24 protein-coding genes are annotated in these 24,897 nt (G+C 65.9%); 13 read left to right on the top strand and 11 right to left on the bottom strand.

Annotated features, from left to right (window positions below; translation table 11 throughout):
- Window positions 1-48 precede the first annotated feature (48 nt).
- Window positions 49-1,353: a lysine N(6)-hydroxylase/L-ornithine N(5)-oxygenase family protein gene (locus A8G08_RS19000; RefSeq protein WP_068277646.1), complete on the top strand. Its 1,305-nt coding sequence runs from the start codon at window positions 49-51 to the stop codon at window positions 1,351-1,353.
- Window positions 1,354-1,359: 6 nt separating this feature from the next.
- On the opposite strand, the gene A8G08_RS18995 is transcribed toward A8G08_RS19000, so the two are convergent.
- Window positions 1,360-2,094 (bottom strand): glycoside hydrolase family 25 protein, encoded by a 735-nt coding sequence (locus A8G08_RS18995; protein WP_157108662.1) that lies wholly within the window; start codon window positions 2,092-2,094, stop codon window positions 1,360-1,362.
- A 185-nt stretch (window positions 2,095-2,279) separates the two neighbouring features.
- Between A8G08_RS18995 and A8G08_RS18990 the strand changes: the two genes are divergently transcribed.
- The gene (locus A8G08_RS18990) at window positions 2,280-3,788 is read left to right on the top strand and encodes a phospholipase C (RefSeq protein WP_068277641.1); all 1,509 of its coding nucleotides are present in this window, start codon (window positions 2,280-2,282) and stop codon (window positions 3,786-3,788) included.
- Window positions 3,789-3,950: 162 nt separating this feature from the next.
- Here A8G08_RS18990 and A8G08_RS18985 read toward each other — a convergent pair whose 3' ends face one another.
- The 4 genes from A8G08_RS18985 to A8G08_RS18970 are packed head-to-tail and all read right to left on the bottom strand — an operon-like array spanning window position 3,951 to window position 7,121.
- Window positions 3,951-4,736, bottom strand: a complete 786-nt coding sequence (locus A8G08_RS18985; RefSeq protein ID WP_068277639.1) for an ABC transporter permease — start codon at window positions 4,734-4,736, stop codon at window positions 3,951-3,953.
- Window positions 4,733-5,689 (bottom strand): ATP-binding cassette domain-containing protein, encoded by a 957-nt coding sequence (locus A8G08_RS18980; RefSeq protein ID WP_068277636.1) that lies wholly within the window; start codon window positions 5,687-5,689, stop codon window positions 4,733-4,735. The genes A8G08_RS18985 and A8G08_RS18980 overlap by 4 nt, the downstream gene beginning before the upstream one ends.
- A 38-nt stretch (window positions 5,690-5,727) precedes the next feature.
- Complete coding sequence (locus tag A8G08_RS18975) at window positions 5,728-6,576, bottom strand: DUF4097 family beta strand repeat-containing protein (RefSeq protein ID WP_068277633.1); 849 nt, start codon at window positions 6,574-6,576, stop codon at window positions 5,728-5,730.
- A gap of 41 nt (window positions 6,577-6,617) precedes the next feature.
- Window positions 6,618-7,121 (bottom strand): ribbon-helix-helix domain-containing protein, encoded by a 504-nt coding sequence (locus A8G08_RS18970; RefSeq protein ID WP_068277630.1) that lies wholly within the window; start codon window positions 7,119-7,121, stop codon window positions 6,618-6,620.
- A gap of 105 nt (window positions 7,122-7,226) precedes the next feature.
- Here A8G08_RS18970 and A8G08_RS18965 point away from each other — a divergent pair, with 105 nt between their 5' ends.
- The gene (locus A8G08_RS18965) at window positions 7,227-9,032 is read left to right on the top strand and encodes an ABC transporter substrate-binding protein/permease (RefSeq protein ID WP_068277627.1); all 1,806 of its coding nucleotides are present in this window, start codon (window positions 7,227-7,229) and stop codon (window positions 9,030-9,032) included.
- Between the two features lie 3 nt (window positions 9,033-9,035).
- Window positions 9,036-9,779, top strand: coding sequence for an amino acid ABC transporter ATP-binding protein (locus A8G08_RS18960; protein ID WP_068277626.1), 744 nt, complete (start codon window positions 9,036-9,038; stop codon window positions 9,777-9,779).
- A 7-nt stretch (window positions 9,780-9,786) separates the two neighbouring features.
- Here A8G08_RS18960 and A8G08_RS18955 read toward each other — a convergent pair whose 3' ends face one another.
- The 4 genes from A8G08_RS18955 to ggh all read right to left on the bottom strand — a co-directional run bounded on the left by A8G08_RS18955 (window position 9,787) and on the right by ggh (window position 12,972).
- On the bottom strand, window positions 9,787-10,215 hold the full coding sequence (locus A8G08_RS18955) for a TA system VapC family ribonuclease toxin (protein WP_068277623.1): 429 nt from the start codon (window positions 10,213-10,215) through the stop codon (window positions 9,787-9,789).
- Complete coding sequence (locus A8G08_RS18950) at window positions 10,216-10,446, bottom strand: antitoxin (protein WP_068277620.1); 231 nt, start codon at window positions 10,444-10,446, stop codon at window positions 10,216-10,218.
- A 142-nt stretch (window positions 10,447-10,588) separates the two neighbouring features.
- On the bottom strand, window positions 10,589-11,569 hold the full coding sequence (locus A8G08_RS18945; RefSeq protein ID WP_245672901.1) for an NAD(P)/FAD-dependent oxidoreductase: 981 nt from the start codon (window positions 11,567-11,569) through the stop codon (window positions 10,589-10,591).
- 65 nt (window positions 11,570-11,634) lie between these two features.
- The gene (gene ggh / locus A8G08_RS18940) at window positions 11,635-12,972 is read right to left on the bottom strand and encodes a glucosylglycerate hydrolase (protein WP_068277619.1); all 1,338 of its coding nucleotides are present in this window, start codon (window positions 12,970-12,972) and stop codon (window positions 11,635-11,637) included.
- A gap of 177 nt (window positions 12,973-13,149) precedes the next feature.
- On the opposite strand from ggh, the gene A8G08_RS18935 reads away from it, so the two are divergent.
- The gene (locus tag A8G08_RS18935) at window positions 13,150-14,805 is read left to right on the top strand and encodes a CotH kinase family protein (protein ID WP_068277616.1); all 1,656 of its coding nucleotides are present in this window, start codon (window positions 13,150-13,152) and stop codon (window positions 14,803-14,805) included.
- On the opposite strand, the gene A8G08_RS18930 is transcribed toward A8G08_RS18935, so the two are convergent.
- A complete protein-coding gene (locus tag A8G08_RS18930; protein WP_068277613.1) occupies window positions 14,769-15,686 on the bottom strand; it encodes a DUF3616 domain-containing protein in 918 nt (305 codons plus the stop codon). The two genes, A8G08_RS18935 and A8G08_RS18930, sit on opposite strands and share 37 nt — an antisense overlap.
- 80 nt (window positions 15,687-15,766) lie before the next feature.
- Here A8G08_RS18930 and A8G08_RS18925 point away from each other — a divergent pair, with 80 nt between their 5' ends.
- Window positions 15,767-16,444, top strand: a complete 678-nt coding sequence (locus tag A8G08_RS18925) for an SDR family oxidoreductase (RefSeq protein ID WP_068277664.1) — start codon at window positions 15,767-15,769, stop codon at window positions 16,442-16,444.
- Between the two features lie 4 nt (window positions 16,445-16,448).
- On the opposite strand, the gene A8G08_RS18920 is transcribed toward A8G08_RS18925, so the two are convergent.
- Window positions 16,449-16,955 (bottom strand): GNAT family N-acetyltransferase, encoded by a 507-nt coding sequence (locus A8G08_RS18920; RefSeq protein ID WP_068277610.1) that lies wholly within the window; start codon window positions 16,953-16,955, stop codon window positions 16,449-16,451.
- 234 nt (window positions 16,956-17,189) lie between these two features.
- On the opposite strand from A8G08_RS18920, the gene A8G08_RS18915 reads away from it, so the two are divergent.
- From A8G08_RS18915 to A8G08_RS18885, 7 genes are all read left to right on the top strand, one after another.
- Window positions 17,190-17,969: a GntR family transcriptional regulator gene (locus tag A8G08_RS18915; RefSeq protein ID WP_068277607.1), complete on the top strand. Its 780-nt coding sequence runs from the start codon at window positions 17,190-17,192 to the stop codon at window positions 17,967-17,969.
- Complete coding sequence (locus A8G08_RS18910) at window positions 17,969-18,196, top strand: 4Fe-4S dicluster domain-containing protein (protein WP_068277600.1); 228 nt, start codon at window positions 17,969-17,971, stop codon at window positions 18,194-18,196. The genes A8G08_RS18915 and A8G08_RS18910 overlap by 1 nt, the downstream gene beginning before the upstream one ends.
- A gap of 14 nt (window positions 18,197-18,210) precedes the next feature.
- A complete protein-coding gene (locus tag A8G08_RS18905; protein WP_068277598.1) occupies window positions 18,211-19,596 on the top strand; it encodes an ABC transporter substrate-binding protein in 1,386 nt (461 codons plus the stop codon).
- Between the two features lie 53 nt (window positions 19,597-19,649).
- Complete coding sequence (locus A8G08_RS18900; protein ID WP_245672902.1) at window positions 19,650-20,450, top strand: ABC transporter permease; 801 nt, start codon at window positions 19,650-19,652, stop codon at window positions 20,448-20,450.
- Window positions 20,447-21,187: an ABC transporter ATP-binding protein gene (locus A8G08_RS18895; protein ID WP_068277591.1), complete on the top strand. Its 741-nt coding sequence runs from the start codon at window positions 20,447-20,449 to the stop codon at window positions 21,185-21,187. Before A8G08_RS18900 ends, A8G08_RS18895 begins: the two co-directional genes overlap by 4 nt.
- 2 nt (window positions 21,188-21,189) lie before the next feature.
- Window positions 21,190-23,862 (top strand): fumarate reductase/succinate dehydrogenase flavoprotein subunit, encoded by a 2,673-nt coding sequence (locus A8G08_RS18890; protein WP_068277588.1) that lies wholly within the window; start codon window positions 21,190-21,192, stop codon window positions 23,860-23,862.
- 62 nt (window positions 23,863-23,924) lie between these two features.
- Window positions 23,925-24,897: serine/threonine-protein kinase (locus tag A8G08_RS18885; RefSeq protein ID WP_157108659.1), on the top strand; the 973-nt coding region annotated here is incomplete at its 3' end.

Raw genomic sequence — 24,897 nt, 5'->3', positions numbered from 1 at the left:
ACCGGGGCGGGGGAGGGTTGCGACGATGAAGCAGGGAAAAAGGGCAGCATGACGAACACCGAGATCGTCGATATTGCGGGTATCGGCTTCGGCCCCTCCAACCTCGCGCTTGCGATCGCGCTCGAGGAGTTCAACGCCGAGCGTGACGCCCGCGACCAGATCACTGCTCAGTTCATCGAGAGCAAGGAAGAGTTCGGCTGGCACCCCGGCATGTTGCTGCCCGGCACAACGATGCAGGTCTCGTTCCTCAAGGACCTCGCGACGCAGCGCAACGTGCGCAGCCGCTACTCGTTCCTGAACTACCTCGCCGAGGCGCGGCGCCTGCCGGATTTCATCAACCACCAGACGTTCTTCCCATCGCGGATCGAATTCCACGACTACCTCGAGTGGTCCGCGCGCACTGTCGACGCCCAGGTCGCGTATGGAACCCGCGCCGAGTCGATCGAGAACGCCGGCGATCATTTCGAGATCCTGATGAGCGGCCACCAGTCCGGAGTGCTGCGCGCCCGCAACGTCGTTGTCGCGACCGGTCTGTTCCAGCGATTGCCCGCCGGCGTCACTGCGTCGAACCGGGTGTTCCACAACCATCAGCTGCTCAGCCACCTCGAGTGCATGCCCGAACCGACGCACCAAAACTTCGTCGTGCTCGGCGCCGGGCAGAGCGCGGCCGAGGTCGTCTCGTACCTGCACAGCACCTACCCGGACGCCTCGGTGCACGCGGTGTTCGCCAAGTACGGCTACAGCCCTGCCGATGACAGCCCGTACGCCAACCGCATCTTCGACGCCACCGCGGTCGACGACTACCACGCTTCGTCGCCCGAGTTCCGCGCCCGGCTGATGGGCTACCACCGCGGCACGAACTATTCCGCGGTGGACCTGCAGCTGATCGAGGAGCTGTACGCCCGCGAGTACACCGAGCGAGTGACCGGCCAGCGGCGGCTGTTCATGCACGGCGCGTCCAACGCGAGCGCCGTCGACGAGACCGCCGACGGCGTCACCGTCACCGTGGTCCACGAACCGACCGGACTAACCGAGGAATTGGTGTGCGACGCGGTCGTGTGCGCCACCGGGTTCCACCCAATGAACCTGCGTTCGGTGCTCGGCAATCTCGCCGACGTCGTGGTCATGGACCCGCAGGGGCCACGGGTCGCGCGTGACTACCGACTTGTCACCAAGTCACCGCTACCAGGTGGTGTCTTCCTACAGGGCGGCACGGAGCACACGCACGGCATCTCGTCGTCGCTGCTGTCGAACGTCGCGGTTCGCAGCGGTGAGATCGTCCGGTCAGTTGCTCGCGACCAGCAGCGCCAGCCGTCGACCGTCGACTCGACCGACCGGGTGCACAGCGGCTAACCAGCGCTAGCTGCTGCCGGCACTCCCCGAACTGCCAGCGGACAGGTTGTTCGAGAACAGTTCGATAGGGCCCATCGCACCGCTGTAGAAGTTCAGGTCGGTGTTGCCGTGGATCCCCGGGATAAAGCCGTTGTCGGTGTACTGCCAGAACGTCCACGTCGGCCAGCCGCCGATCACCTCCGGCTGCGGGTTGCCGCGGTAATCGGCGATCCACAGCGGATAGCGCGTGAACTGGTTCGTGTTGGCCATCGCCGTTTTCCAGAAGTTCGGATACGTATAGATGATCGGCCGCCGGTGAACCAGCGATTCCAGCGTGTTGAGGAAGCGGTGCGTCCAGTCGATCAGGGCGCCCGGCGGCAGTCCGCCGCTGTGCTCGAGATCGAGGACCGGCGGTAGATCACCGGGAGGGCCGTTGACGGCGGCGATCGTCGCGGCAAAGAACGCCGCCTGCGGCTCGGGTGGCAGATTCGGCCGCGCGTAGTGATAGTTGCCCCGAGCGACGCCGGCGACCCGCATGGCAAGGGTGTCCGGAACGAAGAACGGGTTGACGTAATCGAGTCCCTCGGTGGCCTTCACCATCGCGAACTCGTGACCAGATGCTCGAACGGCAAACCAGTCGATCAGGCGCCCCCCGTCGTGTTGCCACGACGACACATCGGGACCATTGATATTTGCGGCGGCGGTGCCCGCGCCTGTGAAGGCGAGCAGAGCCGCGAAGGCGAGCGGCGTACCAGACGTCATCGCCCGCCGCAATCGTGACCGGACCTTGCTGTGCGGGTGACTCATGTCGAGTCAATGTAGCCGCGTCGACACTTCACCGTGTGGATTAATCGCGTTTCGTAACCTGTGAATTCGCCGGTTGATCACTGTTCGGACACGGCCTCGACATAGCATCAATTGCTTCCCCGACAGAGCGAGAGGTGCGTATGAGCAACGGTGGCATCGGTAGCGAATCGAATCGGCGCCGGTTCCTGCAGCGCGCCGCGCTCGCGAGCGGTGCGGCCGTCTTCGCCTCGTGGGCCGCACCGATTATCGACCGTGCCCATGCCGCCGATCCGGGTGGACCCGGAAGCCTCGATGACATCGAGCATTTCGTGTTCCTCATGCAGGAGAACCGGTCGTACGACCACTACTTCGGCACCCTGCGCGGCGGGCGCGGCTTCGACGATCCGTCGCCGGCGTGGAAGCAGTACGGCTACTCGCCCGGGGTCGGCCCGACGCCGGATGGCTACCTGCTGCCGTTCCGGCTCGACACGACCATCGGCACGGCGCTTTCCGGCGAGTGCATCAACGACCCCGACCACAGCTGGGGCGCCATGCACGCCGTCTGGAACGGCGGCGCGAACGACCGCCACATGCCGGTGCACATTCAGCACGAGGGCCCGCTCAATGGGCCGGCGGCGATGGGCTATTTCACCCGCGCGGATATCCCCGTGCACTTCGCACTCGCCGACGCGTTCACCGTCTGCGACAACTACCACTGCTCGGTGCTCGGCCCGACCGATCCGAACCGGCTCTACTGGGTGAGCGCAACGATCGACCCGGACGGCAAGAACGGCGGCCCGCTCGTCGAGACGCCGACATTAATCCCGAAGAACGTGTACACCTGGCGTACCATGCCGGAGAACCTCCAGGCTGCCAGGGTGAGCTGGAAGGTGTACCAGAACAAGGATATTGGGCCGTTATCGAGCGTTGTCCTCGACGGCATGCTCGGCAGTTTCAAGCAGTTCAACACGCCCGGCACGCCGCTGTACGCCAATGGCATCGAGCCGGTGTTCCCGCACAATTTCGAGGCCGACGTACGCGCAGGCACCCTACCGCAGGTGTCCTGGGTGGTGCCGTCGATCTTCACCTGCGAACACCCCGCGCTCCCGCCGGTCGCGGGTGCAGTGGGCATCATGCAGGTGCTCGACATCCTCACCTCGAACCCTGCGGTGTGGGAAAAGACCGCGCTGATCATCAGTTACGACGAGAACGGCGGCTTCTTCGACCACGTCACGCCGCCCACCGCACCGCCGGGCACCCCGGGCGAATACCTCACGGTGCCGCTGTCCGGGGTGAGCTCCAGCGACGGCATCGCTGGCCCGATCGGGCTCGGCTATCGCGTGCCCGGCATCGTGATCTCCCCGTACAGCCGCGGCGGGCTGATCGCGTCGGAGACGTTCGACCACACCTCGCAGCTGCGCCTGCTCGAAACCCGTTTCGGCGTTGAGGTTCCGAACCTCACGCCGTGGCGGCGATCGGTCACCGGCGATATGACCTCGGCGTTCTCCTTCGGCGTTCCGCCCAATCCCACACGCCCGGCGATACCGTCAGCGTTCCCGGTGCCGCTACCCAAGATCCAACAGTGTGTGCCGAATGTTGTTCTCGGAACGCTGAATCGGGGAATCCCGTATCCGGTCCCGCCGAACATGATGCCCACGCAGGAGAAGTAGCCACAGACAGGTGCAAAACTTGTTCTCGGGGCCGAAGTTTCGCACCCACCAACACAATTTGCACCCACCAAACACGCTTAGCGGGTGCGAATTGTGTAAATAGGGGCAAAGTTTCGCACCCACCAACACAATTTGCACCCGCGAAGCGAGCCATGGCGGCTGTCAGCCGACCGGCGCGAAGCTCTTCCGGGACACGAGGTAGCCGACCAGCGCCAGCCCGGCGCACCAGGCGACAGCCAGGAGGCCATCGGTCGCGTCGAGTGGCGTGCCGTCGAGGAACGCGCGCAGCGTTTCGATTACCGGGGTGAACGGCTGGTACTCGGCGAACCAGCGGATCGCGGTGGGCATGGATTCGGTGGGCACGAATCCGCTACCCAGGAATGGCAAGAGCACCAACAGGATTGGCCAGTTGCTCGCCGTCTCCACACTCTTGCTGGTCACGCCGAACATCACGGCCAGCCACGTAGTCGCGAAGGCCAGCATGGCAAGTACACCGAACGCCGCCAGTAGTCCGGCAGGGCCGCCGTCGACGCGATACCCGAGCAGCACCGCCACGACACCCGTCACCACCACTACGAACAGCGTCTGGATCATCGCGCCGAGGACGTGCCCTGTCAGCAGGGAACCGCGTGCGATCGCCATGGTCTTGAACCTGGCGACGATCCCCTCGGTCATATCCATCGCCACCGAAATCGAGGTGCCACTCGCGACGCTGGCCACCGCCATCACCAGGATCGCCGGCGTGATGTACACGAGGTAGGCCTCCCGGCCACCCCCCGACGTCAGGCCGTCTCCCATCGTGCCGCCGAAGACGAACGTGAACAGCAGCAGAAGCAGGATCGGTTGCGCGACCAACATGATGGTCAGCGACGGGTAGCGCCGGATGTGAACAAGATTGCGGCGCAACATCGTTGCAGAATCGCGCGCGACATAGGTCATGGTGCTCATCGGGAAACCTCCTCAGTCTGTCGCTCGCCCGTGAGCGCGAGGAATACGTCATCGAGATCGGGGGTGTGCAGCTCGAGCGAATCCGCCGCCACATTGGCGGCGTCGAGGCGATCGAGCACGTTCCGCAGCGCGGCAGTGCTGCCATCGCTGGGCACGTTCAGTACGAGTTCGTCTGCACTGCTGGTTGATTCGCCGAACTGCGCCGCCGCGGTGTCGAGGCTTTCGGTATCGGCGAAGTGCAGGGTGACATGCCCACCCGGGATGAGTTGTTTCAGCTCACGCGGGCTGCCCTCGGCGATCAACCGGCCGTTGTCGAGCACCGCGATGCGATCGGCGAGTTGGTCCGCCTCGTCCAGCATCTGGGTGGTAAGGAAGATCGTGACTCCGTCCGCGACCAGGTCCCGGACGATCTGCCACACCGCGCGACGGCTGCGCGGGTCCAGCCCCGTGGTGGGCTCATCGAGGAAAATGATGCGCGGTTCGCCCACCATGCTCATCGCGAGATCCACCCGCCGCTTCATACCTCCGGAGTACGTCGACGCGGGCTTGTCCGCGAAGTCCGTGAGATCGAAGCGCTCGATCAGTTGTGCACTGCGGCGCCGGCCCGCCGCAGTATCGAGATGGTTCAGATCTGCCATGAGCTGCAGGTTTTCCCGGCCGGTGAGCAGGCCATCCACCGCGGCGAACTGTCCGGTCATGGCGATGGCGGCCCGGACGCCGTCGGGGTCGGTGTCGAGGTCGCACCCGGCGACCCGCACGGATCCTGCATCCGGCCGGATCAGCGTCGAGAGGATGTTGACGATCGTGGTCTTACCGGCGCCGTTCGGACCGAGCAGCGCAAAGACCTTTCCGGACGCCACGGTGAGATCAATTCCGTCGAGTACTACCTTGTCGCCGAAGGACTTTCGAAGCCCCGTGGCAACGATTGCCGGTGCATGTGTTCCGGTCATCATGAATTCTCCTCTGCCACAATGGTTCTACGTTCGGATGTTCAGGCGCGGCGGACTATGACGTCGCCCGCAGCGGTGCGAGCGCGCACCTCGACGCGTTCGTCGGTCGGTTCGGGTGCGGCCGCGGCGTCGAGTTCGTTGCGCAGTCGGCCGAACTTGGTGTCCACGTCGAGGCGGGCAGCTGTACCGGCACGCAGGCCGATCTCGATGTCCCCGAGTGCGGTTCCCAGCGATGCGGAGCCGCGGGTGAGCTGTCCGACCCGGATCGCGCCGTTGGCCGATTTGGCGGTGAGGTCGCTCTCGGCCCGCTCGACGGCGATCTTGCCGTTCGCCGCGCGGCACTTCACCACGCCGGTGGCCGCGCCGATGTAGACGTCGCCATTCGCGTTCTTCACCGAGACGTCGCCATCGACGCTGCCCAGATGTACCTCGCCGGAGCCGGTGGTGACCTGAGCGGATCCGTGCACCTCTTCGACGTTCACGGTGCCGAGCCCGGTCGCGACATCGAGTGCACCGGTGCTCGCCAGCCGCAGATCGCCGGCGCCGGTCTTGAACTTGCATGCGCCGAGCCGGCCCTGCGAGCGGAAGGTCCCGGCTCCCGCGTCGCCCCGTAACTGCGAGCCTTCGGGCAGTTCCACCGTCACGTCGATCGAGCCGCTTGTGCGCATCGGCAGGTAGTCCCGCCACGTGCGTGGCGCCTTGACGACGAGATTGCCGTTCGAGAAATCGATGCGCGTCTGCTCGGCCAGGCGCACATCGTCCGCGCTGTTCGCGTCGGTCGGCCGCACCTCGACTGCAGTGTCGCTACGGTCCGACGCCACGATGTTGACCTCGCCGAGCGGCAGGTCGATCACAGCCGAGATCGGTTCCGGGGTTTCGAAGGTAGGCATAGTTCCTCCAGTTGTGTGTTGTCTGGTGAGTGATCGGCGGGTCAGCGAACCCAGCCGGTGAAGCTGTCCCCGGCGCGTGGAGCCCGGTGTGCTGTCGTTGCGGTCGAGCCGCGCCCTTCCAGTCCCGCGGCGGCGGCGCGGACGAGCCACGAGTTGACCGAGAGGCCTTCGCGATTGGCCGCTTCCTCGATGCGAGTTTTCAAGCTGTCCGGCAGACGCAGGCTCACCCGCGCGGTCGATTCGTCCGCATCGGCGGGGATGACCGGCTCGGGCGCCGCCACGTGCGTGAACTCCTCGTCCGACGGCGGTGCCGTAACGACGAACTCGGGGTCGCGGCCGCGCAGCCGCACCTCCACCGAGCCCGGCGCGAGGTCCTGCGTGATTTCGGCCGCAGCCGCCGACAGCGCGTCGAGGAGGGTGACGCGGATGCCGGATTCCAGCGGTCCGGTGAGGCGCTGCGCGAGTGCGCGGGCTTCGTCGCCGCCGGCTTCGGCCGCGACCGCAAGCTCTTGCCTCAGGTTGTCGATGTAGCGCTGCAGTTGCATGACATCACTATGACACCATAGTGACGTCATTGCAACGCCATTCTGATTTGGATTGACGTCACCGTTAACCGTGTTGCGGCAGTGACTACTGGATACCCTCGATAAATGCCTCGGCAACGGACGACTCGCTCGGTACTCCTGCTGGCGCTGATAGCGATCCTCACCCTCGGTTTGGCCGGCTGTTCGAGCGACGACGAGTCGTCCGACCAAGCGTCCGGCGACCTCTGCTCACCACCCGGCGTCGGCGCGGCCGCTGCCGCACCGACCAATCTCGCGGCGGGCAGCGCCCAGGCCGGCGAGGACCGCTACACCACCGCGACGGCGAAGCCTGTCGATCAGATCGACATCAATTCGCTGGGCCTCATCACCCCCGGCACGATCAGCGTCGGCACGCTGTCCGACGCGCCGCCGAGCATCTGCGTGAACTCCAAAGGCGACTACACCGGCTACGACAACGAACTGCTGAAGGCGATTGCCGACAAGTTGGGCCTGAACATCCAGTTCGCCGGTACCGAGTTCGCCGGGCTGCTCTCGCAGGTGGCCACCCGGCGGTTCGATGTCGGCTCCTCGTCGATCACCACCACCGACGAGCGGCGCAAGACCGTCGGCTTCACCAACGGCTACGACTTCGGCTACTTCTCGCTGGTGGTGCCGAATGGCAGCCCGATCAAGGGCTTCGGCGATCTCAACGCGAGCACGCGGATCGGCGTCGTGCAGGGCACGGTGCAGGACGACTACGTGGTGAACACGCTGAAGCTCGATCCGGTGAAGTTCCCCGACTACAACACTGCCTACGCGAACCTGAAGACCGGCCAGATCGATGCGTGGGTGGCGCCGTCGCAGCAGGCCGAGGGTGCGATCAAGCCGGGCGACCCGACGGCGATCGTGGAGAACACGTTCAGCCTCAACAACTTCGTCGGCTGGGCGGTGAACAAGGACAACCAGCCGCTGATCGATGCGCTGAACTCCGGGCTCGACGCGGTGATCGCGGACGGCACGTGGGCGCGGCTCTACTCCGAGTGGGTGCCGCGCGAGCTGCCGCCGGGCTGGAAGCCGGGCAGTAAGGCGGCGCCGCTCCCCGAGCTACCGGACTTCGCCGCGATGGCGGCCGAGCAGGGCGAGGGGGAGGAGCCGACACAGAATGCGCCCCGCTCGACGCTTGGTCAGCTGTCCGACACCTTCTTCGACTGGCAGTTGTACCGCGACGCCATTCCGGATCTGGTGAAGACCGGCCTGCCCAACACGATCATCCTGGCACTGGTGTCCGGCGTGATCGGCACGATCCTCGGCATGCTGCTTGCTGTCGCCGGCATCTCCCGCACCCGATGGTTGCGCTGGCCTGCGCGGGTTTACACCGACATCTTCCGCGGCCTGCCCGCCGTCGTGATCATCCTGCTGGTCGGTCTCGGTGTCGGGCCGGTGGTACGGAATATCACCAACAACAACCCGTACTGGCTCGGCGCCGCCGCGCTGGCACTGCTCGCGGCGGCCTATATCGGCGAAATCTTCCGGTCCGGCATCCAGAGTGTCGAGGCCGGCCAGATGGAGGCCGCCCGCGCGATCGGGTTCAGCTACCGCTCGTCGATGACCCTCGTGGTCATCCCCCAGGGCGTACGAAGGGTGCTGCCCGCCTTGATGAATCAGTTCATTTCACTGATCAAAGATTCGTCGCTGATCTACTTCCTCGGCCTGCTCGCCACCCAGCGCGAGCTGTTCGCGGTCGGACGTGACCTGAACGCACAGACCGGCAACCTGTCCCCGCTCGTCGCGGCGGGCATGTTCTACCTGCTGCTGACGATCCCACTAACGCACCTGGTGAACTACATCGACAACCGGCTGCGCACCGGGCGCCCGGACCGGACCGGCACACTCGACCCGCTCGAACAGGCCATCGTCGTGGAGCGGGGGTAGGAGATGACGACCACCGAAATCAGCTCGGTCTCATTGACCGGCAAGGATATTCACCTCGCCTTCGGTACCAATAAGGTGCTGCGCGGTGTCGACATTCACGTCGACGCAGGCAAGACGACGTCGGTTATCGGACCGTCCGGCTCTGGCAAGTCGACGCTGCTGCGCGTGCTCAACCGGCTCCACGAACCGCAACAGGGCGACATCCTGATCGACGGCCGCTCGGTGCTGAAAGACAATCCGGACCAACTGCGGCAGCGGATCGGCATGGTGTTCCAGCACTTCAACCTGTTCCCGCACAAGACCGTTGCCGAGAACATCGCGCTCGGCCCCCGGAAGCTGCGCGGATTGTCCAAGGACGCCGCCCGCGAGGTCGCGTTGAAGCAACTCGACACCGTGGGCCTGCGCGAGAAGGCCGACACCCGGCCCGGCAACCTGTCCGGCGGTCAGCAGCAGCGCGTCGCAATCGCCCGGGCGCTCGCGATGGAGCCGGAGATCATGTTCTTCGACGAAGCCACTTCCGCACTCGACCCGGAATTGGTCAAGGGCGTCCTGGCATTGATGGCCGACCTCGCGGCCGGCGGTATGTCGATGATCGTCGTCACTCACGAGATGGGCTTCGCCCGTTCGGTTTCCGACAAAGTGCTGTTCATGGACCACGGTCAGGTGGTCGAAACCGGGCCGCCCTCAGCTCTTTTCGACGATCCGCATACGGAGCGGTTGCAGCAGTTCCTGTCGCAGGTGCTGTAGGGCCGGGCTAGCTGGCGAATGGGTCGCGCACGGTAATACCCGGATACTTCCTGAAGTCGCGATCCCGGCTCAAGATCGTTCCAACACCGTGCTCGTGCATCAAGGCGACGATCACGGCGTCGGGAACGTCGTTGCCGCGCGCACCGCCCAGTCCTCGATAGCACGCCCAGAATTGTTGCCCCTCACCAACAATCCGAATCGACGGTGCCGCGACTAACGCTTCAACGTTGGCTTCCGCCCGCGCCGCAGACAACGGCGTCGAAAGAATAGCGCGGCTTGTGACCAGGCGTAGATAACTCGTCAGCACCGGCCAGAAAATGGTGGTCAGTTCCGGACCACGGAGAAGTTCTGCCATCAGTTCGCTTGCTCGCCCAAACTCGGCTGCACGGGAATTCGATGCGTAGACCAACACGTTCGTGTCGACTGTCGTTGACATCTACTCGCCGCGATCCAAAGCCGCGTGGACCGCATCCTTGTCCTCGAGATCTACCAGCGGCTCACCCAAGTCCGCCGAGTACCACGCAATATCCGCGCGGTCAGCCTTTGGCGAGGAGAGGGCGACAGCCAGCAACTCCGAAACGAGTTGGCCCAGTGTTTTGCCTTCTTCTTGCTGCCGCTCCTTTAGCTGAGCCAGCACTATTGCGTCGATGTCGATCGTTGTCCGCATGCATCTGATGCTACAGCGTTAAGCATCAGATGCATTTGGTCTGACCAGCGTCGATTCGCGGAGTGCGCTCGGTCAGGGGAGTGCTGCGTGCAACCTGTGCCGCCGGATCGGTGGACCAGTGCGGCGAGGGCGTGCGCGACGCTCAGTCGTTATCGCTCGAGTGCCCCGGGAACACGTGCAGCGAGGGGTCGATCACCACGGAAGCATTGTTCACCGCGGTCGCGGCCTCGCCGAAGCCGACCGAGATGAGCTTGACCTTGCCGTCGTAGTCGACGATGTCGCCCGCGGCGAAGACGCGCGGAAGGTTGGTGCGCATCGCCTGGTCGACGAGGATGTGCCGCTTGCGCTGTTCGAGGCCCCAGTGCGTGAACGGACCGAGGTCGGCGATGAAACCGAGGGCACCGACGACGGCCTGAACATTCAGGGACTCGCTCGCCTCGGTGCCGGAGTTGTCGCGCACCACGACCGACTCGATGGTGTCTGTTCCATGAATCGTGTCGACTTCGTAGGGGACTAGCACCCGCACCGACGAGGCAAGCACCTTCTCGACCGTTCCGGCGTGAGCGCGGAACCCGCGGCGCCGGTGCACCAGCGTGACCGACCGCGCGATGTGCTCGAGGCTGACCGCCCAGTCGAAGGCGGAGTCGCCGCCGCCGACGATGAGGACATCACGCCCGGCCAGTTCGTCCAGGCGCGGCACGAAGTACATCAGGCCGCGGCCCTCCCACTGCTCGGCCCCCGGCAACGAGCGCGGGGCGAACGTCCCGATTCCGCCTGTGATCAACACGGTCTTCGCCTGCACGACCGTTCCGTCCGAGGTCGTGATCTCCACGTGGTCGTCGGCCTCGACAAGCTGCTCGGCGGTCTGCCCGAGTAGGTATCTGGGGTTCGCGGAGGCGGCCTGCTCGACCATCGCGTCCACGAGGTCTTGGCCCTTGATCGCGGGATAACCGGCGACGTCGTAGATCAGTTTTTCGGGATACAGCGCGGTGACTTGGCCGCCCAGTTCGGGCAATGAGTCCATGACCGCCACTGAGAAGCCCCGGAAACCGGCGTAGTAAGCGGCATAGAGTCCGGACGGGCCGGCTCCAATGATCAGCATGTCGACCGTGGGTTGTGCCACACCTCCACAGTAGGTCGTCGGTCACCACCACTGCGGCTACTTGCGTAGTTTCGGTACCGAAAGTTTTAGCCCAGCCAGTCCAATACCGATGCGGCGGTCCACGACTGCTGCATGCTCCCGAGTGGTTTGCCGGTAAATGGTTCGTAGTACTCGGCGAAACTGCCGTCGCTGGCCTGACGGAGGCCTTCGGCCCGCAGGGACTGCGCGCGCTCGGTCCAGCCGCGGCGCGAAAACGCCCACGAGAAGAGCCAACTCATCACCGGCCAGACCGGGCCGCGCCAATACTCCTTGGGGCGGAACGCACTCGACACCGGCGAGGTGGACGGCGGCAGCGCGTAGCGCAGGTCCGGGTGCCCGCAGAACCGCGGCCCCTCGAAGATCCGCACCAGATTGCGTTCGGTGTCGCGCGGCAGCCCTCCGCACAGCAGCGGCGCGAACATCGCCAGCGTTTCGGTCGGGATCCACCGCTGATTCCGGACGTCGTAATCTTTTGCCGCGCCGGATCTTTCGTTCGTGGTGGCGACCACACCCTGACGGAACCGGTCGGCCCAGCCGTGCAGCTCGCGCACATCCGCATTGGGCATCGAGTAGTCCTCACCGATGATCGCGAGCACCTCGCAGGCGAGCGCGAAGATCGCGCTGACGAAAACGTCCTGCACCGCGAAGCTCATCGACGACGCGAGCGCGTAATCGTCGTACCGGGCTCGGCGCATTTCTTCGAGCAGCCAGAGGTACCGGTCGTATTCGATATCGGTCGGCCGCTGCGACGCATCGGTCACGATGCTGGTGTCCTCGCGCTGATACGCAGGGAGATCGCCCGGCACCACCTGCGCATACGCGCGATCCCACCGCGGCGAGTTGTCCATCCCGGATTCCCAGCCGTGGTACAGCGTGATGCGGCCGTCCTCTTTGGGATCGCGGGCATGCGCGAGCCAGCGGTGCCAACGCACGAGATCGGGCCATCGGCGATCGAGGAACTCCTCGGCGACCGCGCGGGTGCTGCGTCCGTGGCGCCGGGAATGGTCGAGGATGCGCTGCAGTGCGATCGCATGCACCGGCGGTTGGGTGATGCCGGAGGTGTCCGGGCCGGCGGGTGCGTTCGCCGCCAGTTCACGGCACTGCCAGCGCGCCGGACCGGGGAAGTACCCGTCCACTCCGTTGGCGAAGACGATGTGCGGAATCATGCCGTTGCGCCACTGCGCCGAGAGCAACGTGTCCAGCTCGATCACGGCGCGCTCGACACTCAGCGGCGCCAGGCCGACCGCGACGAACGCCGCATCCCAGCTCCACATGTGCGGGTACAGCCGCGGGGCGGCGCTGGTCATCGTGCCCAGGTCGTTTCCACGCAGCAGGTAGGCGGCTCGCGCGGCGAGCTGCGTCGGGGTGAAGCCGGGGTCGTTCATCAAGAACAAGTTTGCGACTTCGCGCAAGTATCCGCGCGTCGGGGCGGCTTATGCCGTCATTCGGGCACCGCCGACCGTGTGCAAAGTCGAGTAGCCGGCTACTCGTGTGCGTGATCGATGAAGCGACGACCGTTGTCTCTACCGATCGGATACCGGTCAACAAACGAGGGCACGAACATGACCGCTCAGCAGCAGGCACTCGATGCGCTGTACGCGCTCGACAACGTGCTGACCGTCAAGATTCGAATCTCACCGACCGAGTGGGAGAAGGTTCGCAACGAGCAGCCGAAGGGCGGCCGATGCAACTTCGACTGGCGCGGAGCAGCCCGATACACGTGGCGCGAGGCGGAGTCGGTCGAGATATCCGGAACGCGCTTTCCCGCCCGCACTACTTTCCGCAAGGTAGGGATCAAGAAGAAGTCGTTCTGCGGCTCGATCAACAGCGAAAAGCCCTGTCTGCACATCGACTTCGGGAAGTTCCGGAAGGCGAACGTGCCCGACACCGAGGCGCTCATCGGCACGCAGTACCTCACGCTCAACAACTCGATCCAGGATCCGTCGTATGTCCGGCAGACGATCGGCTATCGGCTGTACGAACGCGCGGGCCTGCCCAATTCCCGCTGCAACTACGCCCGCGTGCTGGTGAACGGGATCCCGGTCGGTGAGGGGTTGATCGGGGTCAACAGCCCGGGCGTATTCGTGAACGCCGAGCCCATCATGCCGCGCTACATCGAGCGCAACTTTGCCGGGAACATGGGCGGCAACCTCTACGAGCTAGAGCACACCGACGACTTCACCAGCAAGCGGTTCGACTACATCGGCGTGGAATCGATGTCCGCATTCGACGACAAGGCCGATCTGAAGTTCGCCATCGACCACATCGCGGCGCGCGGTCTCGCCGGCGCGGCAGACCTGTTCGATCTGGACCAATTCATCGGGATCTACGCGATGGACTTCCTGCTCAAACACTGGGACGGCTACTCGCGAAATACCAACAACACCTATATCTACAACGACGTCGCAGCGGTCGCGACGCCCGGCGTGGACGACATCAACTTCAAGACGATTCCCTGGGGCATCGACCAGACACTGCAGCCACAGCGCCACTTCTATCTCGGCGCGGAGGGCCTGATTGCCGATCTCATCCGTAGCGACCCCGCGGCCCGCGAGAAAGTCTTCGACCGGATCCGGACCTACCGAGACACCGTGTTCGACCGCGATACACAGGACACGGTGTTGCGCCCACTGTTCGAGAAGGCGGAGGCCCTGCTCGACGGATTCGGCGTGCCGAACGCGTCCGCCGAGATCGGCGCAGTGCGAAAGCAGTTGCGGCTGGCGACGTCCGCCGGTTTCCTGATCGCCGGCCTTCCCGGCGCCAAGGGCGCGTACATCCGCGACGACGCCACCAACGACTGCCTCCACGCCGGGAAGAGCGACACCATTCCCCGCGACGACCCGAACCCGACGAACTTCGAAGTCACCCATCGCCCACGACCACCGGCCGTCGATGACTCCGACCTGTGGAGCTTCGCCGACCTAGGCACCGCGAAGTCGGTCACCAGCAAGGCGTTCGGACGCGTTCTGCACGCCAGTTCGATCGTGTCGAGCCAGGGCCACAAACTGCTCTACACGTGCCCGCCGAACAACGCCGATCATGCCGAGGAGTTCCGGGTGGAGCCGATCGACGCGCGCGACGAGTTCTCGCACAGCGGGTACTTCAGCCTGGTCAGCGTGCGGACTGGGCTGCGCGCAACATTCGGCACCGATCCGACCCCGTCGGGACATCCCCGGGTCCATCAGGAGACCGGCGGAACCACGCTGTTCTTTTCCTGACCTACCCGCTCGAAAACCGCGTACCCGCCGCCATCGTCGACAACGAGAAGCATCGGAACACCACCAGTGGTGAAGGTGGTGACGCCCTCCGGTTTGGCGGAGTGATGGAAGGCGATGTCGCGCACCTCAACCGCCTGACTTTTTCCGTCCCAGGTACAGAGCTGAAATGGCTCGTCGCCCCCGCTGATCGAGCGCCCCAACAACACCAGGAACTCGTCGTACTCCTCGTCGAAGCACAGATCGCGAATGCCCGGGCTACCACTCGCGTGGGGGATGCGAATCCACTCCAGGATTGGCTTCCCGAGCGACGCGATGTTCCACGCACGCCCCACATCTATGGGCATCCGGATGATCCCGACTTTCCCTGGCTGCACCGGTCCCCGGAGCCCGAGGACGAGGGTGTTCGAATGTGGTTGCCACGCAATCCCTTCGATATTGAGCCCGCCCTCGTCGGGTGTCAGGTTCGTGCAGTCCGCAAGTGACGGAAACTGCGCGAGTAGCCATGCTCGGAAACCCGGTATCGCTTCTGCCGCCAGATCACCGTCTGCCGCGTACCGGATGCGCACCAAGCCGTCATGGACTATCCGCCGTTTGCCCGAGACGCACAGTGACGATGCGGCAATAAGAAGGACCGCGCCGTTCAGTTCGATGCGGGCGAGCCCTTCCGGGTCGGAGAGCGCAGCATCCGCCAGGCCGGTCAGCGGTCGTCGCCGCATCCACTCGATGTCCATGTCGTCGTCAAGCGCGAACTCCATGAGCCCGTCCGGGTCGTGGTTGTCCACGAACAGGAATCGGCGTGGACCGACTGTCACAACGCCCGAGGCATTGAGCGGGGTCTCGCTTTTTCGCGAACCGAATCGCGTGGGCTTGATCTTCTTCATCGGTGCATGCGGCTCCCGCCGGGATCGACAAGCGACGACTGCCACTGATCATCGCAGGTCGGGTGGTTAGTCTCGGTCTCATGCGCCCAGTTGCTCTCATCACCGGGGCAGGACGCGGCCTCGGCGCCGCGATTGCCCGCGAACTCGCCCCCACCCACGACCTGCTGCTCGGCGCCCGCACCGCGGAATCGCTCGCGCCAATTCTCGCCGAATTCCCCGAGGCCAAACCGTGGGCGGCCGAGCTGACCGACTATCCGGCCGTCGCACAACTGGCGGCGGGTATCGACCGACTCGACGTGCTTGTGCACAACGCCGGAGTCGCCGATCTCGGCACGATCGCCGATTTGACGCCTCAGCAGTGGCGCAACACGCTCGAGGCGAACGTCGTGGCGGTTGCCGAATTGACCCGGCTGCTGCTCCCCGCGCTGCGCGCGGCTCAGGCCCATGTCGTTCTGATCAATTCCGGTGCCGGTCTGCGGGCCAACGCCGGCTGGGCGTCGTATGCGGCGAGCAAGTTCGCACTGCGTGCATTCGGCGACGCGCTGCGCGCCGAGGAACCGGAACTGCGGGTCACCTCGATCCACCCCGGCCGGATCGATACCGACATGCAGCGGGAGATCATTGCCGGCGAAGGCAGAGAGTACGACCCGACGCAGTTCCTCAAGCCGGAGACGGTCGCGCTGGCGGTGCGCAACTCCGTCGAGGCGCCGCGCGACGCGCATCCGACCGAGATCGTGTTGCGGCCGACCGCGCGGTAGGCATTCAGAGGGTGGTGCGGTAACAGAGCTCGGTGACCCGGATGCCACGCACCTCCTCTTCCTGGCGGCGCCCGTCGGGCAGCCAGCCGTCGGCGCGGTAGAACCGCTGGGCGCGCTCGTTGCCGTCCATCACCCACAGCTGTGCCTCGGTGAAACCAATGGCGGACAATCTTTCTCGCGCATCGCTTAGCAGCAGCCGCCCGACGCCCTGCCCCCAGGCGGCGGGATCGACGTAAAGCGCGTACAGCTGACCGACGTTTGACGCGTCCGAGGTGTCCGAACTCGGGCCGATGGTGGCCAACCCGAGAACCGTCCCTGCCCCGTCAATGGCAACCGTGGTGGCCGGTCGTCCGGGTGGACCAAACGTGTACCGACTGGCCCAGCTCGCCGGATCGAGGGCATCGAGGAACTCGGACGGCATCAGACCGCGATAGCCCTCCTGCCAGGACCGCACGTGCATCTCGGCAACGGCCATCGCGTCGTCCGGGACGGCAGCACGCAGTATCACCACCGCGCAATCCTCGCAGCACCTAGCCGCACATTTCGATCAACGTGATTCGAATCCGCCCAACCGTGACCCGGGTGGCGCAATAGCGCGAATCCGGTACCTTTCCGCAGGTCCGCGGTGGCACGCCCCGGCGCAATTACGACCTTCTTCGACCTGGAGGTCGTCGGTCCAGCTAGGTAATGCGCAATCGCCGTTAGCGTGCTATCCGTCCTGGTCAGTGGTGGAAAAGGGGAGACGGTGACGAGTGAGCCAACGCCCATTCGGCGTCACCATGCCGAAGGCGTGCGACGACACCGCGCCGACAGTGCGCGTCAGGTGGCGGACGTGCTGCGGCACCAGATCCATGCCGGCGCATTCGACAGCACCCTGCCGGGCGAGCAGGACCTCGCCGCCGAGTTCACGGTGTCGCGCAATACCGTTCGCGATGCGCTGGCCCTGCTCAAGGATGAGGGGCTTATCGACCGCGCGCCGAAGGTCGGCACGCATGTCGCCCAGCGCAAGGTAGACCACGGCCTCGATTCGCTTCTCGGGCTGAAGGAAACGCTCAAGGGTTACGGCGAGGTTCGCAACGAGGTCCGCATCGCCGCCGCGGTGACGCCGCCACCGGCCGTCACTCGGCGGCTGCAGCTCGCTCCCGGTTCGCAGGCCATCTACATCGAACGGCTGCGCTACCTCGGCGATCTTCCGCTGAGCCTCGACCTGACCTACCTCGACCCGGAGGTCGGCGCGGAGATCATCACCCGCGACCTCGAGCACAACGACATCTTCGCGCTCATCGAGGAGATCGCCGGTGGACCACTCGGCTCGGCCGACCTTGCGCTCGAGGCGATCACGGCGGACGCGCATTCGGCGGCAACCCTGCAGGTACCGGAGGGTGCACCGCTGATGCTGCTCGAGCGACTCACCCGCCTCGACGACAACCGGCCCGTGGACCTCGAGTACATCCGCATGCGCGGTGATCGAGTCACCATGCGCGGCAGCCTGATCCGAGACACAACGAGTTGGGAGCTCACCTGATGGCACTGGTCAACCAGCGCGCCGACGTCCCCGTGACGATCGACGAATCGCTGTGCATCGAGGGCTGCACGCTGTGCGTCGAGATCTGCCCGCTCGATTCGCTCGCGATCAACCCGGACAACGGCAAGGCATTCATGCACGTCGACGAATGCTGGTACTGCGGCCCCTGCGCCGCGCGATGCCCCACCGGTGCGGTCATCGTCAACATGCCATTTCTCATCCGATAGTCAGCGAGGAAGCCATGAAACGCTCTGTGCCACTTGCTCTTGCGGCGACGGTTGCCGCTTCTGTTGCGCTCGCCGGCTGCTCGATCGATCAGGCCACCGGATCCGGTGACTCCGTCAAGGTGGTAATCGGCTACCAGTCCAAGACGATCAACACCGTCACCGCGGGCACGCTGCTGAAGGCACTGGGTTACCTGGAGCAGCGGCTGCAGCAGATCACCGATGACGGCGGCGCGAAGTACCAGGTGGAATGGCAGGACTACGACACCGGCGCACCGATCACCGCGCAGATGGTCGCGGAGAAAATCGATATCGGCTCGATGGGTGACTATCCGCTACTGATCAATGGCTCGCGCACGCAGGCCAACGAGCGCTCGAAGACCGAGTTTGTCTCCGTCACCGGGTACAACCCGAAGGGCGCGCTCAATATGGTTGTGGTGGCACCGAATTCGACCGCCCAATCGTTGAACGACCTGGCCGGCCAGAAGGTCTCCGCAAGTGTCGGATCGGCTGGGCACGGCACCCTCGTGCAGGGTCTGACCCGCGCCGGGATCGACCCGGTGCACGGCGTGGACGTGCTCAACCAGCAGCCGCAGGTCGGTGCCTCCGCTCTCGAATCGGGCCAGGTCGCCGGCCTTTCGCAGTTCGTCGCGTGGCCGGGTCTGCTCGTGTTCCAGGACAAGGCGAAGCTGCTCTACGACGGTGCGGAGCTGAACGTGCCGACTTTCCACGGCGTCGTTGCGCGCAAGGACTACACCAAGCAGCACCCCGAGGTGCTCGACGCGTTCCTGCAGGCGCAGGCGGATGCAACCGACTTCATTCACGAGCACCCGCTCGAGGCCGCGAAGCTCGTCGCGGATGGCTCGGGCCTGCCGCAAGAGGTGGTGTACCTCTACAACGGTCCGGGCGGCACGTCCTTCGACACCACCCTCAAGCCCAGCCTGATCGAGGCTTTCAAGGGCGATGTGCAGTACCTGAAGTCGATCGGTGACTTCGCCGAACTGAACATCGACGAGTTCGTCAACGACGAGGCGATCCGGAAGGTGTTCGCCGAGCGTGGCGAGGACTATGACGCGACTCTGGCGTCGACCACGAACCCGACCCCTGGAACCGGCAACGAGGTGTGGTTCTCCGACTCCGAGCAGACCCAGCAGGTCGAGGATCCGACCGCGCTGCTGCGCGCGGTGAAGACCGCACGCGCCGAGGGCAAAACCGTGCGCGAGGCGTACGTCATCGGCACCGAGCTCGGCACCCGCTGGTTCGCCGACAAGGCGGTGTGGGTGCGCAACGGTGACCAGTACGCGGCATTCGGAACGAATGCGTCGGCGCAGCGCTACATCGCCCAGCACCCGGGCAGCGTGATCGTCGGATACGACCAGGCCGTCGCCGAGGTCCGGCCGTGACCGCCACCCTTACCGGGGCGGACGGCGCGGTCGTCACCGCTCCCGCCGAGCCGATCCGGCGCAAGCCGGGCCGGTCGGTGTGGCGCTCTCGGGTAATCCGGCTCGCGTCGGTCGCGGCAGCGATCGCGCTCTGGCAGGTGTTGACCGCCAATGACGTTCGGCTCTGGCTTCGCTTCGACACGCTGCCCACGGTCACCGACGTGCTCAGCGCGTTCGGTGACCAGCTCGGCACCGATCTGTACTGGATGGATCTCGGCCAGTCGCTGATCCGCATCCTCACCGGTTTCGGGCTCGCCGCGTTCATCGGAATCGCGGCGGGCATCGGGTTGGCTCGGTCCAACCTGTTCGCCGACACCTTCGGCCCGCTCGCCGAGCTGGCCCGCCCGATCCCGGCTATCGCCGTCGTGCCGGTAGCGATCCTTCTCTTCCCGACCGATGAGGCGGGGATTGTGTTCATCACTTTTCTCGCCGCGTTCTTCCCGATCCTCGTGAGCACTCGCCATGCGGTGCACGCACTCCCGACGCTGTGGGAAGACTCGGTGCGCACACTCGGCGGCAATCGCTGGGATGTGCTGTTCCGGGTAGTGCTGCCCGGCAGCCTGCCCGGCGTATTCGGTGGGCTCTCGGTCGGCATGGGCGTCGCGTGGATCTGCGTCATCTCCGCGGAGATGATCTCGGGCCGGCTCGGCGTGGGCTACCGCACCTGGCAGGCGTACACGATCGTCGACTACCCGGGCGTGTTCGTCGGCATCATCACCATCGGCATCCTCGGCTTCCTCACCTCCACCGCGGTCGAAGTCGTCGGCCGCCGCGTGACCCGATGGCTTCCGCGAGTCCAGGAGAGCGCCCGATGACCACTGCCACCGCCACCGGCATGGACCTGCAACTCGACCGGGTCACGTTGTCCTACACCGGGACTCCGGTCATTCGAGACTTGACGATCGATGTTCGTCCTGGCGAAATCCTGGTGCTGACCGGGCCTTCTGGCTGCGGCAAGTCGACCGTGCTTCGCGCACTAGCCGGACTGCTCGCTCCGGACGCCGGACGCGTGCTGGCCGACGGCGATGTCGTCACCACCACCTCGCGCGACCGCGCAGTGGTGTTCCAGGACAACGCCCTACTGCCGTGGCGCACCGTCCGATCGAATATCGACCTCGCGCTGAAGCTGCGTGGCGTGCCGCGCGCGGACCGCCGCGCCGCGGCCGAGCGCTGGATCGACGAGGTGGGCCTCACCGGGTTCGGTGACTACCTGCCCAAGAGCCTGTCCGGCGGTATGCGGCAACGCGTTCAGTTGGCGCGCGGGCTCGCCGGCGCACCGCGCGCGGCGATGATGGACGAGCCGTTCGGCGCGCTCGACACGCAAACCCGCGCCACCATGCAGCGCCTGCTCATCGATACCTGGGATGCCCACCCGACGACCGTCGTCTTCGTGACGCACGACGTCGACGAGGCACTGCTGCTCGGCGACCGTGTCGCCGTCCTCGGCCGCGCCGGACAGCCGCTCCGCGCGCTCGTGGACGTGCCCGAGCCTCGCACCGCCGTTGAGCGCCGCGCCACGCGCGCCGAGATCCTTACCGCATTGGAGCATTAGAGATGGAGATCCCCGACCTCGCCGACACGGTGCGGCTCGATTGCGATGTCCTCGTGATCGGCGGCGGCACCGCGGGCACGATGGCGGCGCTGACCGCAGCCGAGAACGGCGCGAACGTGTTGCTGCTGGAGAAGGCTCACGTGCGGCACTCGGGCGCGCTCGCGATGGGCATGGACGGCGTCAACAACGCGGTCATCCCGGGCAAGGCGGAGCCGGAGGACTACGTCGCCGAGATCACCCGCGCCAACGATGGAATCGTCAACCAGCGCACCATCTATCAGACGGCGACGCGTGGTTTCGCGATGGTGCAGCGGCTCGAGAGCTACGGCGTCAAGTTCGAGAAGGACGAATACGGCGAGTACGCCGTGCGCCGGGTTCACCGGTCGGGGTCGTACGTGCTGCCGATGCCCGAGGGCAAGGACGTCAAGAAGGCGTTGTATCGCGTTCTGCGGCAACGGAAGATGCGCGAGCGCATTCAGATCGAGAACCGGCTCATGCCGGTCCGCGTGCTCGTAGAGGACGGTCGCGCGGTCGGCGCCGCCGCATTGAACACGCGCACAGGCGAATTCGTCGCGGTCGGCGCGAAGGCAGTCATCCTCGCGACCGGCCCGTGCGGTCGGCTCGGGTTGCCCGCGTCGGGATACCTCTACGGTACGTACGAGAATCCGACGAACGCCGGCGACGGTTACTCGATGGCCTACCACGCCGGCGCGGAACTGAGCGGGATCGAATGCTTCCAGATCAACCCGCTCATCAAGGATTACAACGGCCCGGCCTGCGCCTACGTCGCGAATCCGTTTGGCGGGTATCAGGTGAACGCGCTCGGCGAGCGGTTCGTCGACTCCGATTACTGGTCCGGCCAGATGATGGCCGAGGTCAAGGAGGAGATCGAATCGGCACGCGGGCCGATCTATCTGAAGGTCTCGCACCTGCCCACGGAGACGATCGACACGCTCGAGGGCATCCTGCACACGACCGAGCGACCCACCCGCGGCACCTTCCATCAGAACCGCGGCCACGACTACCGCACGCACGACATCGAGATGCACATCTCCGAAATCGGTTTGTGCAGTGGGCATTCCGCGTCGGGCGTGTGGGTCGACGAGCATGCCCGCACCACCGTTCCGGGACTATACGCTGCTGGCGACCTCGCCTGCGTCCCGCACAACTACATGATCGGCGCATTCGTGTACGGCGACCTTGCCGGTGAGCACGCGGCATCGACGCTCACCGATCTCGAGGCGCCCAGCGAGTTGCCCGCCGACCAACTCGCGGCCGCACACGAATTGATCTACCGGCCGCTGCACAACCCGGACGGTCCGCCGCAGCCGCAGGTTGAGTACAAGCTGCGCCGCTTCGTGAACGACTATGTCGCGCCGCCGAAGACGTCGAACAAGTTGTCCATCGCGGTGGAGACGTTCGAACGGATGCGCGACGAGATCGCCGGGATGGGTGCGGCCACCCCGCACGAGCTGATGCGCTGCGCCGAGGTGAGCTTCATTCGCGACTGCGCGGAGATGGCGTCCCGATCCTCGTTGACCCGCACCGAATCTCGCTGGGGGCTGTACCACGAGCGGGCCGATCTGCCGGAGCGCGACGACGTCGAGTGGCGGTACCACCTTAATCTGCGGTTGGGCGCGGACGGTGAGATGGAGTTCCTGAAGCGGCCGGTCGCACCGTATTTCGTTCCGGTGCCCGGTCTCGACGACCTCCCGTCGGGGGAGACGGAGCCGCTGCCGGTCGCCGCCCCCCATGTACACACCGGGCGCCCGCCCGAGGCGCCGTCCCGCTTGCAGCCGGCCACGCCCGCGACGCCGCCGTCGCCGCGCATCGTCGCGCTGCTGGCGCTCGATGCGCCCACGCTGGACGAGCTGTGTCACTACCTCGACGACACCGACCCCGGCGTGCGAGCCAACGCCCTGTCGGTGCTGACCGAGGGCACGCCGGATGGTTGGCTGACGCCGCTGGTGGCAGCGCTGGGGGATTCGGACACTCGCGTGCGCCGTACTGCGGCAGAGGCGCTGCGCGAACTTGTCGAGGTGCTCCCGGGGGTCGACGAACTGGCCGGCCATATCGACTCCGAAGATCCTGTCGTCCGGGCAGCGGTGATCGATGTGCTGCGTGCCCGGCACGCCGGGACACCGGGATTGTTCGCCAAGGCCGCCGTCGATCCCGATCACCGCGTTCGCATCGAGGCGGCACGGGCACTCGTCTCCATCGATGACTCGGAGTCGCTGGCCGCGATCGCGGACGATGAGAACCGGGAGGTGCGCATTGCCGTGGCGCAGGGCCTCGCAACCATCGGTCGCGGCGGTCTCGACACGGTGCGCGGCCTCGCCCGGGACCGTGACCCGCTCGTTCGCGCCGCCGCACTCGCCGCCTTCGCCGGCCTCGGTGCAGGTGGCGACGATGTCACGGTCTTGACCGGAGCGCTGCGCGATACGGCCTGGCAGGTGCGCCAGGGCGCTGCCCGCGGACTCGCCGGATCGGCCGTGGATGTGGCGACGGATCCACTGACGAACGCGCTCGGCGACCCGCATCTCGACGTTCGAAAGGCGGTAGTGCTCACCCTCGCGCAATGGCGCGACGACCCGGACGTGCGGGCCGCGCTGGAATCGGCGGGTAGCGACGCCGATGCCGACGTGCGCGCGTACGCGAGGCGTGCCATCGCCTGAACCGGGTCCCGTGGCCCTGCTCGTCTACCCTGGTTCCGCACAACCAGGTCGCGAGGAGACCGATGAACGACGAGCAGTCCCCAACGCCACCCGCAGGATCCCAGGTCGGCAACTACCACCTGCAGGAACTGCTCGGCTCCGGGCGCCTCGGCGAAGTTCACTCGGCGGGCAATGCTGTCACACGCGAACTCGTCGCGGTGAAGCTGATGGCGAGGGAACTCTGCGCCGATGCCGCGTACGGGGAGCAGTTCCGCCGGGCAAATGCGCTGGCCGCGCGGCTGCCCGAACCGCACGCGGTGCCGATTCGGGACTGGGGTGAGATCGGCGGCCAGTTGTACGTCGAGATGGAACTCGTCGACGGGCACGACCTGCGCCGCCTGCTCACGACCCAGGGTCCGCTGACGGCGGAGCATGCGGTATCTGCGGTCGAACAGATCGCGACCGTGCTCCACGCCGCGCACGCCAGTGGTCTCGTTCATGGCGACGTGAAGCCGGAAAACCTGCTGCTGACGCGCAGCGGCTTCTGGCAGCTCGGCGATTTCGGGTTGCTGCCCGACGGCTCCGGCGCGGTATCCGGCACACCGAACTACCCACCTCCCGAGCGGGCGAACGGCTTCCCGCCCAGCCCGAGCGGGGACGTGTACGCACTGGCATGCCTGCTGCGCGAATGCCTATCCGGCACGCAGCTCACTTCGGGCGACCCCGGGGACCTAGGCGGATTCGACGAGGTGATCGCGCGGGGCACCGCCGCACATCCGAACGAAAGATACGGGACCGCAACCGCATTCGCTCAGGCTGCGCGCGCGGTACTGACGAGGTCGGACGGAGCGACACAGGTTGTCGCGGCGAGCCCCGCGCCGGTGGTCGAACCCGAGCCGACTGTGGAGCCCGAGCCATTTCCCGAGCAGGCGTGGTCTGAAGCTCCGGCGCCGCATGAAGCCGGGTGGGGACAGTCGCGAGCCGACGTTGCGTGGTCGGACGCGAGGCATGAGCCAGCGTGGTCCGATGCTCCCGCGGAGGGCGTGTGGCCGCCGC

The sequence above is a fragment of the Aldersonia kunmingensis genome, assembly GCF_001646865.1.
GTDB lineage: Bacteria > Actinomycetota > Actinomycetes > Mycobacteriales > Mycobacteriaceae > Aldersonia > Aldersonia kunmingensis.
The sequence above is the reverse complement of the archived record's forward strand: the minus strand, read 5'-3'. Positions and strand labels throughout refer to the sequence as shown.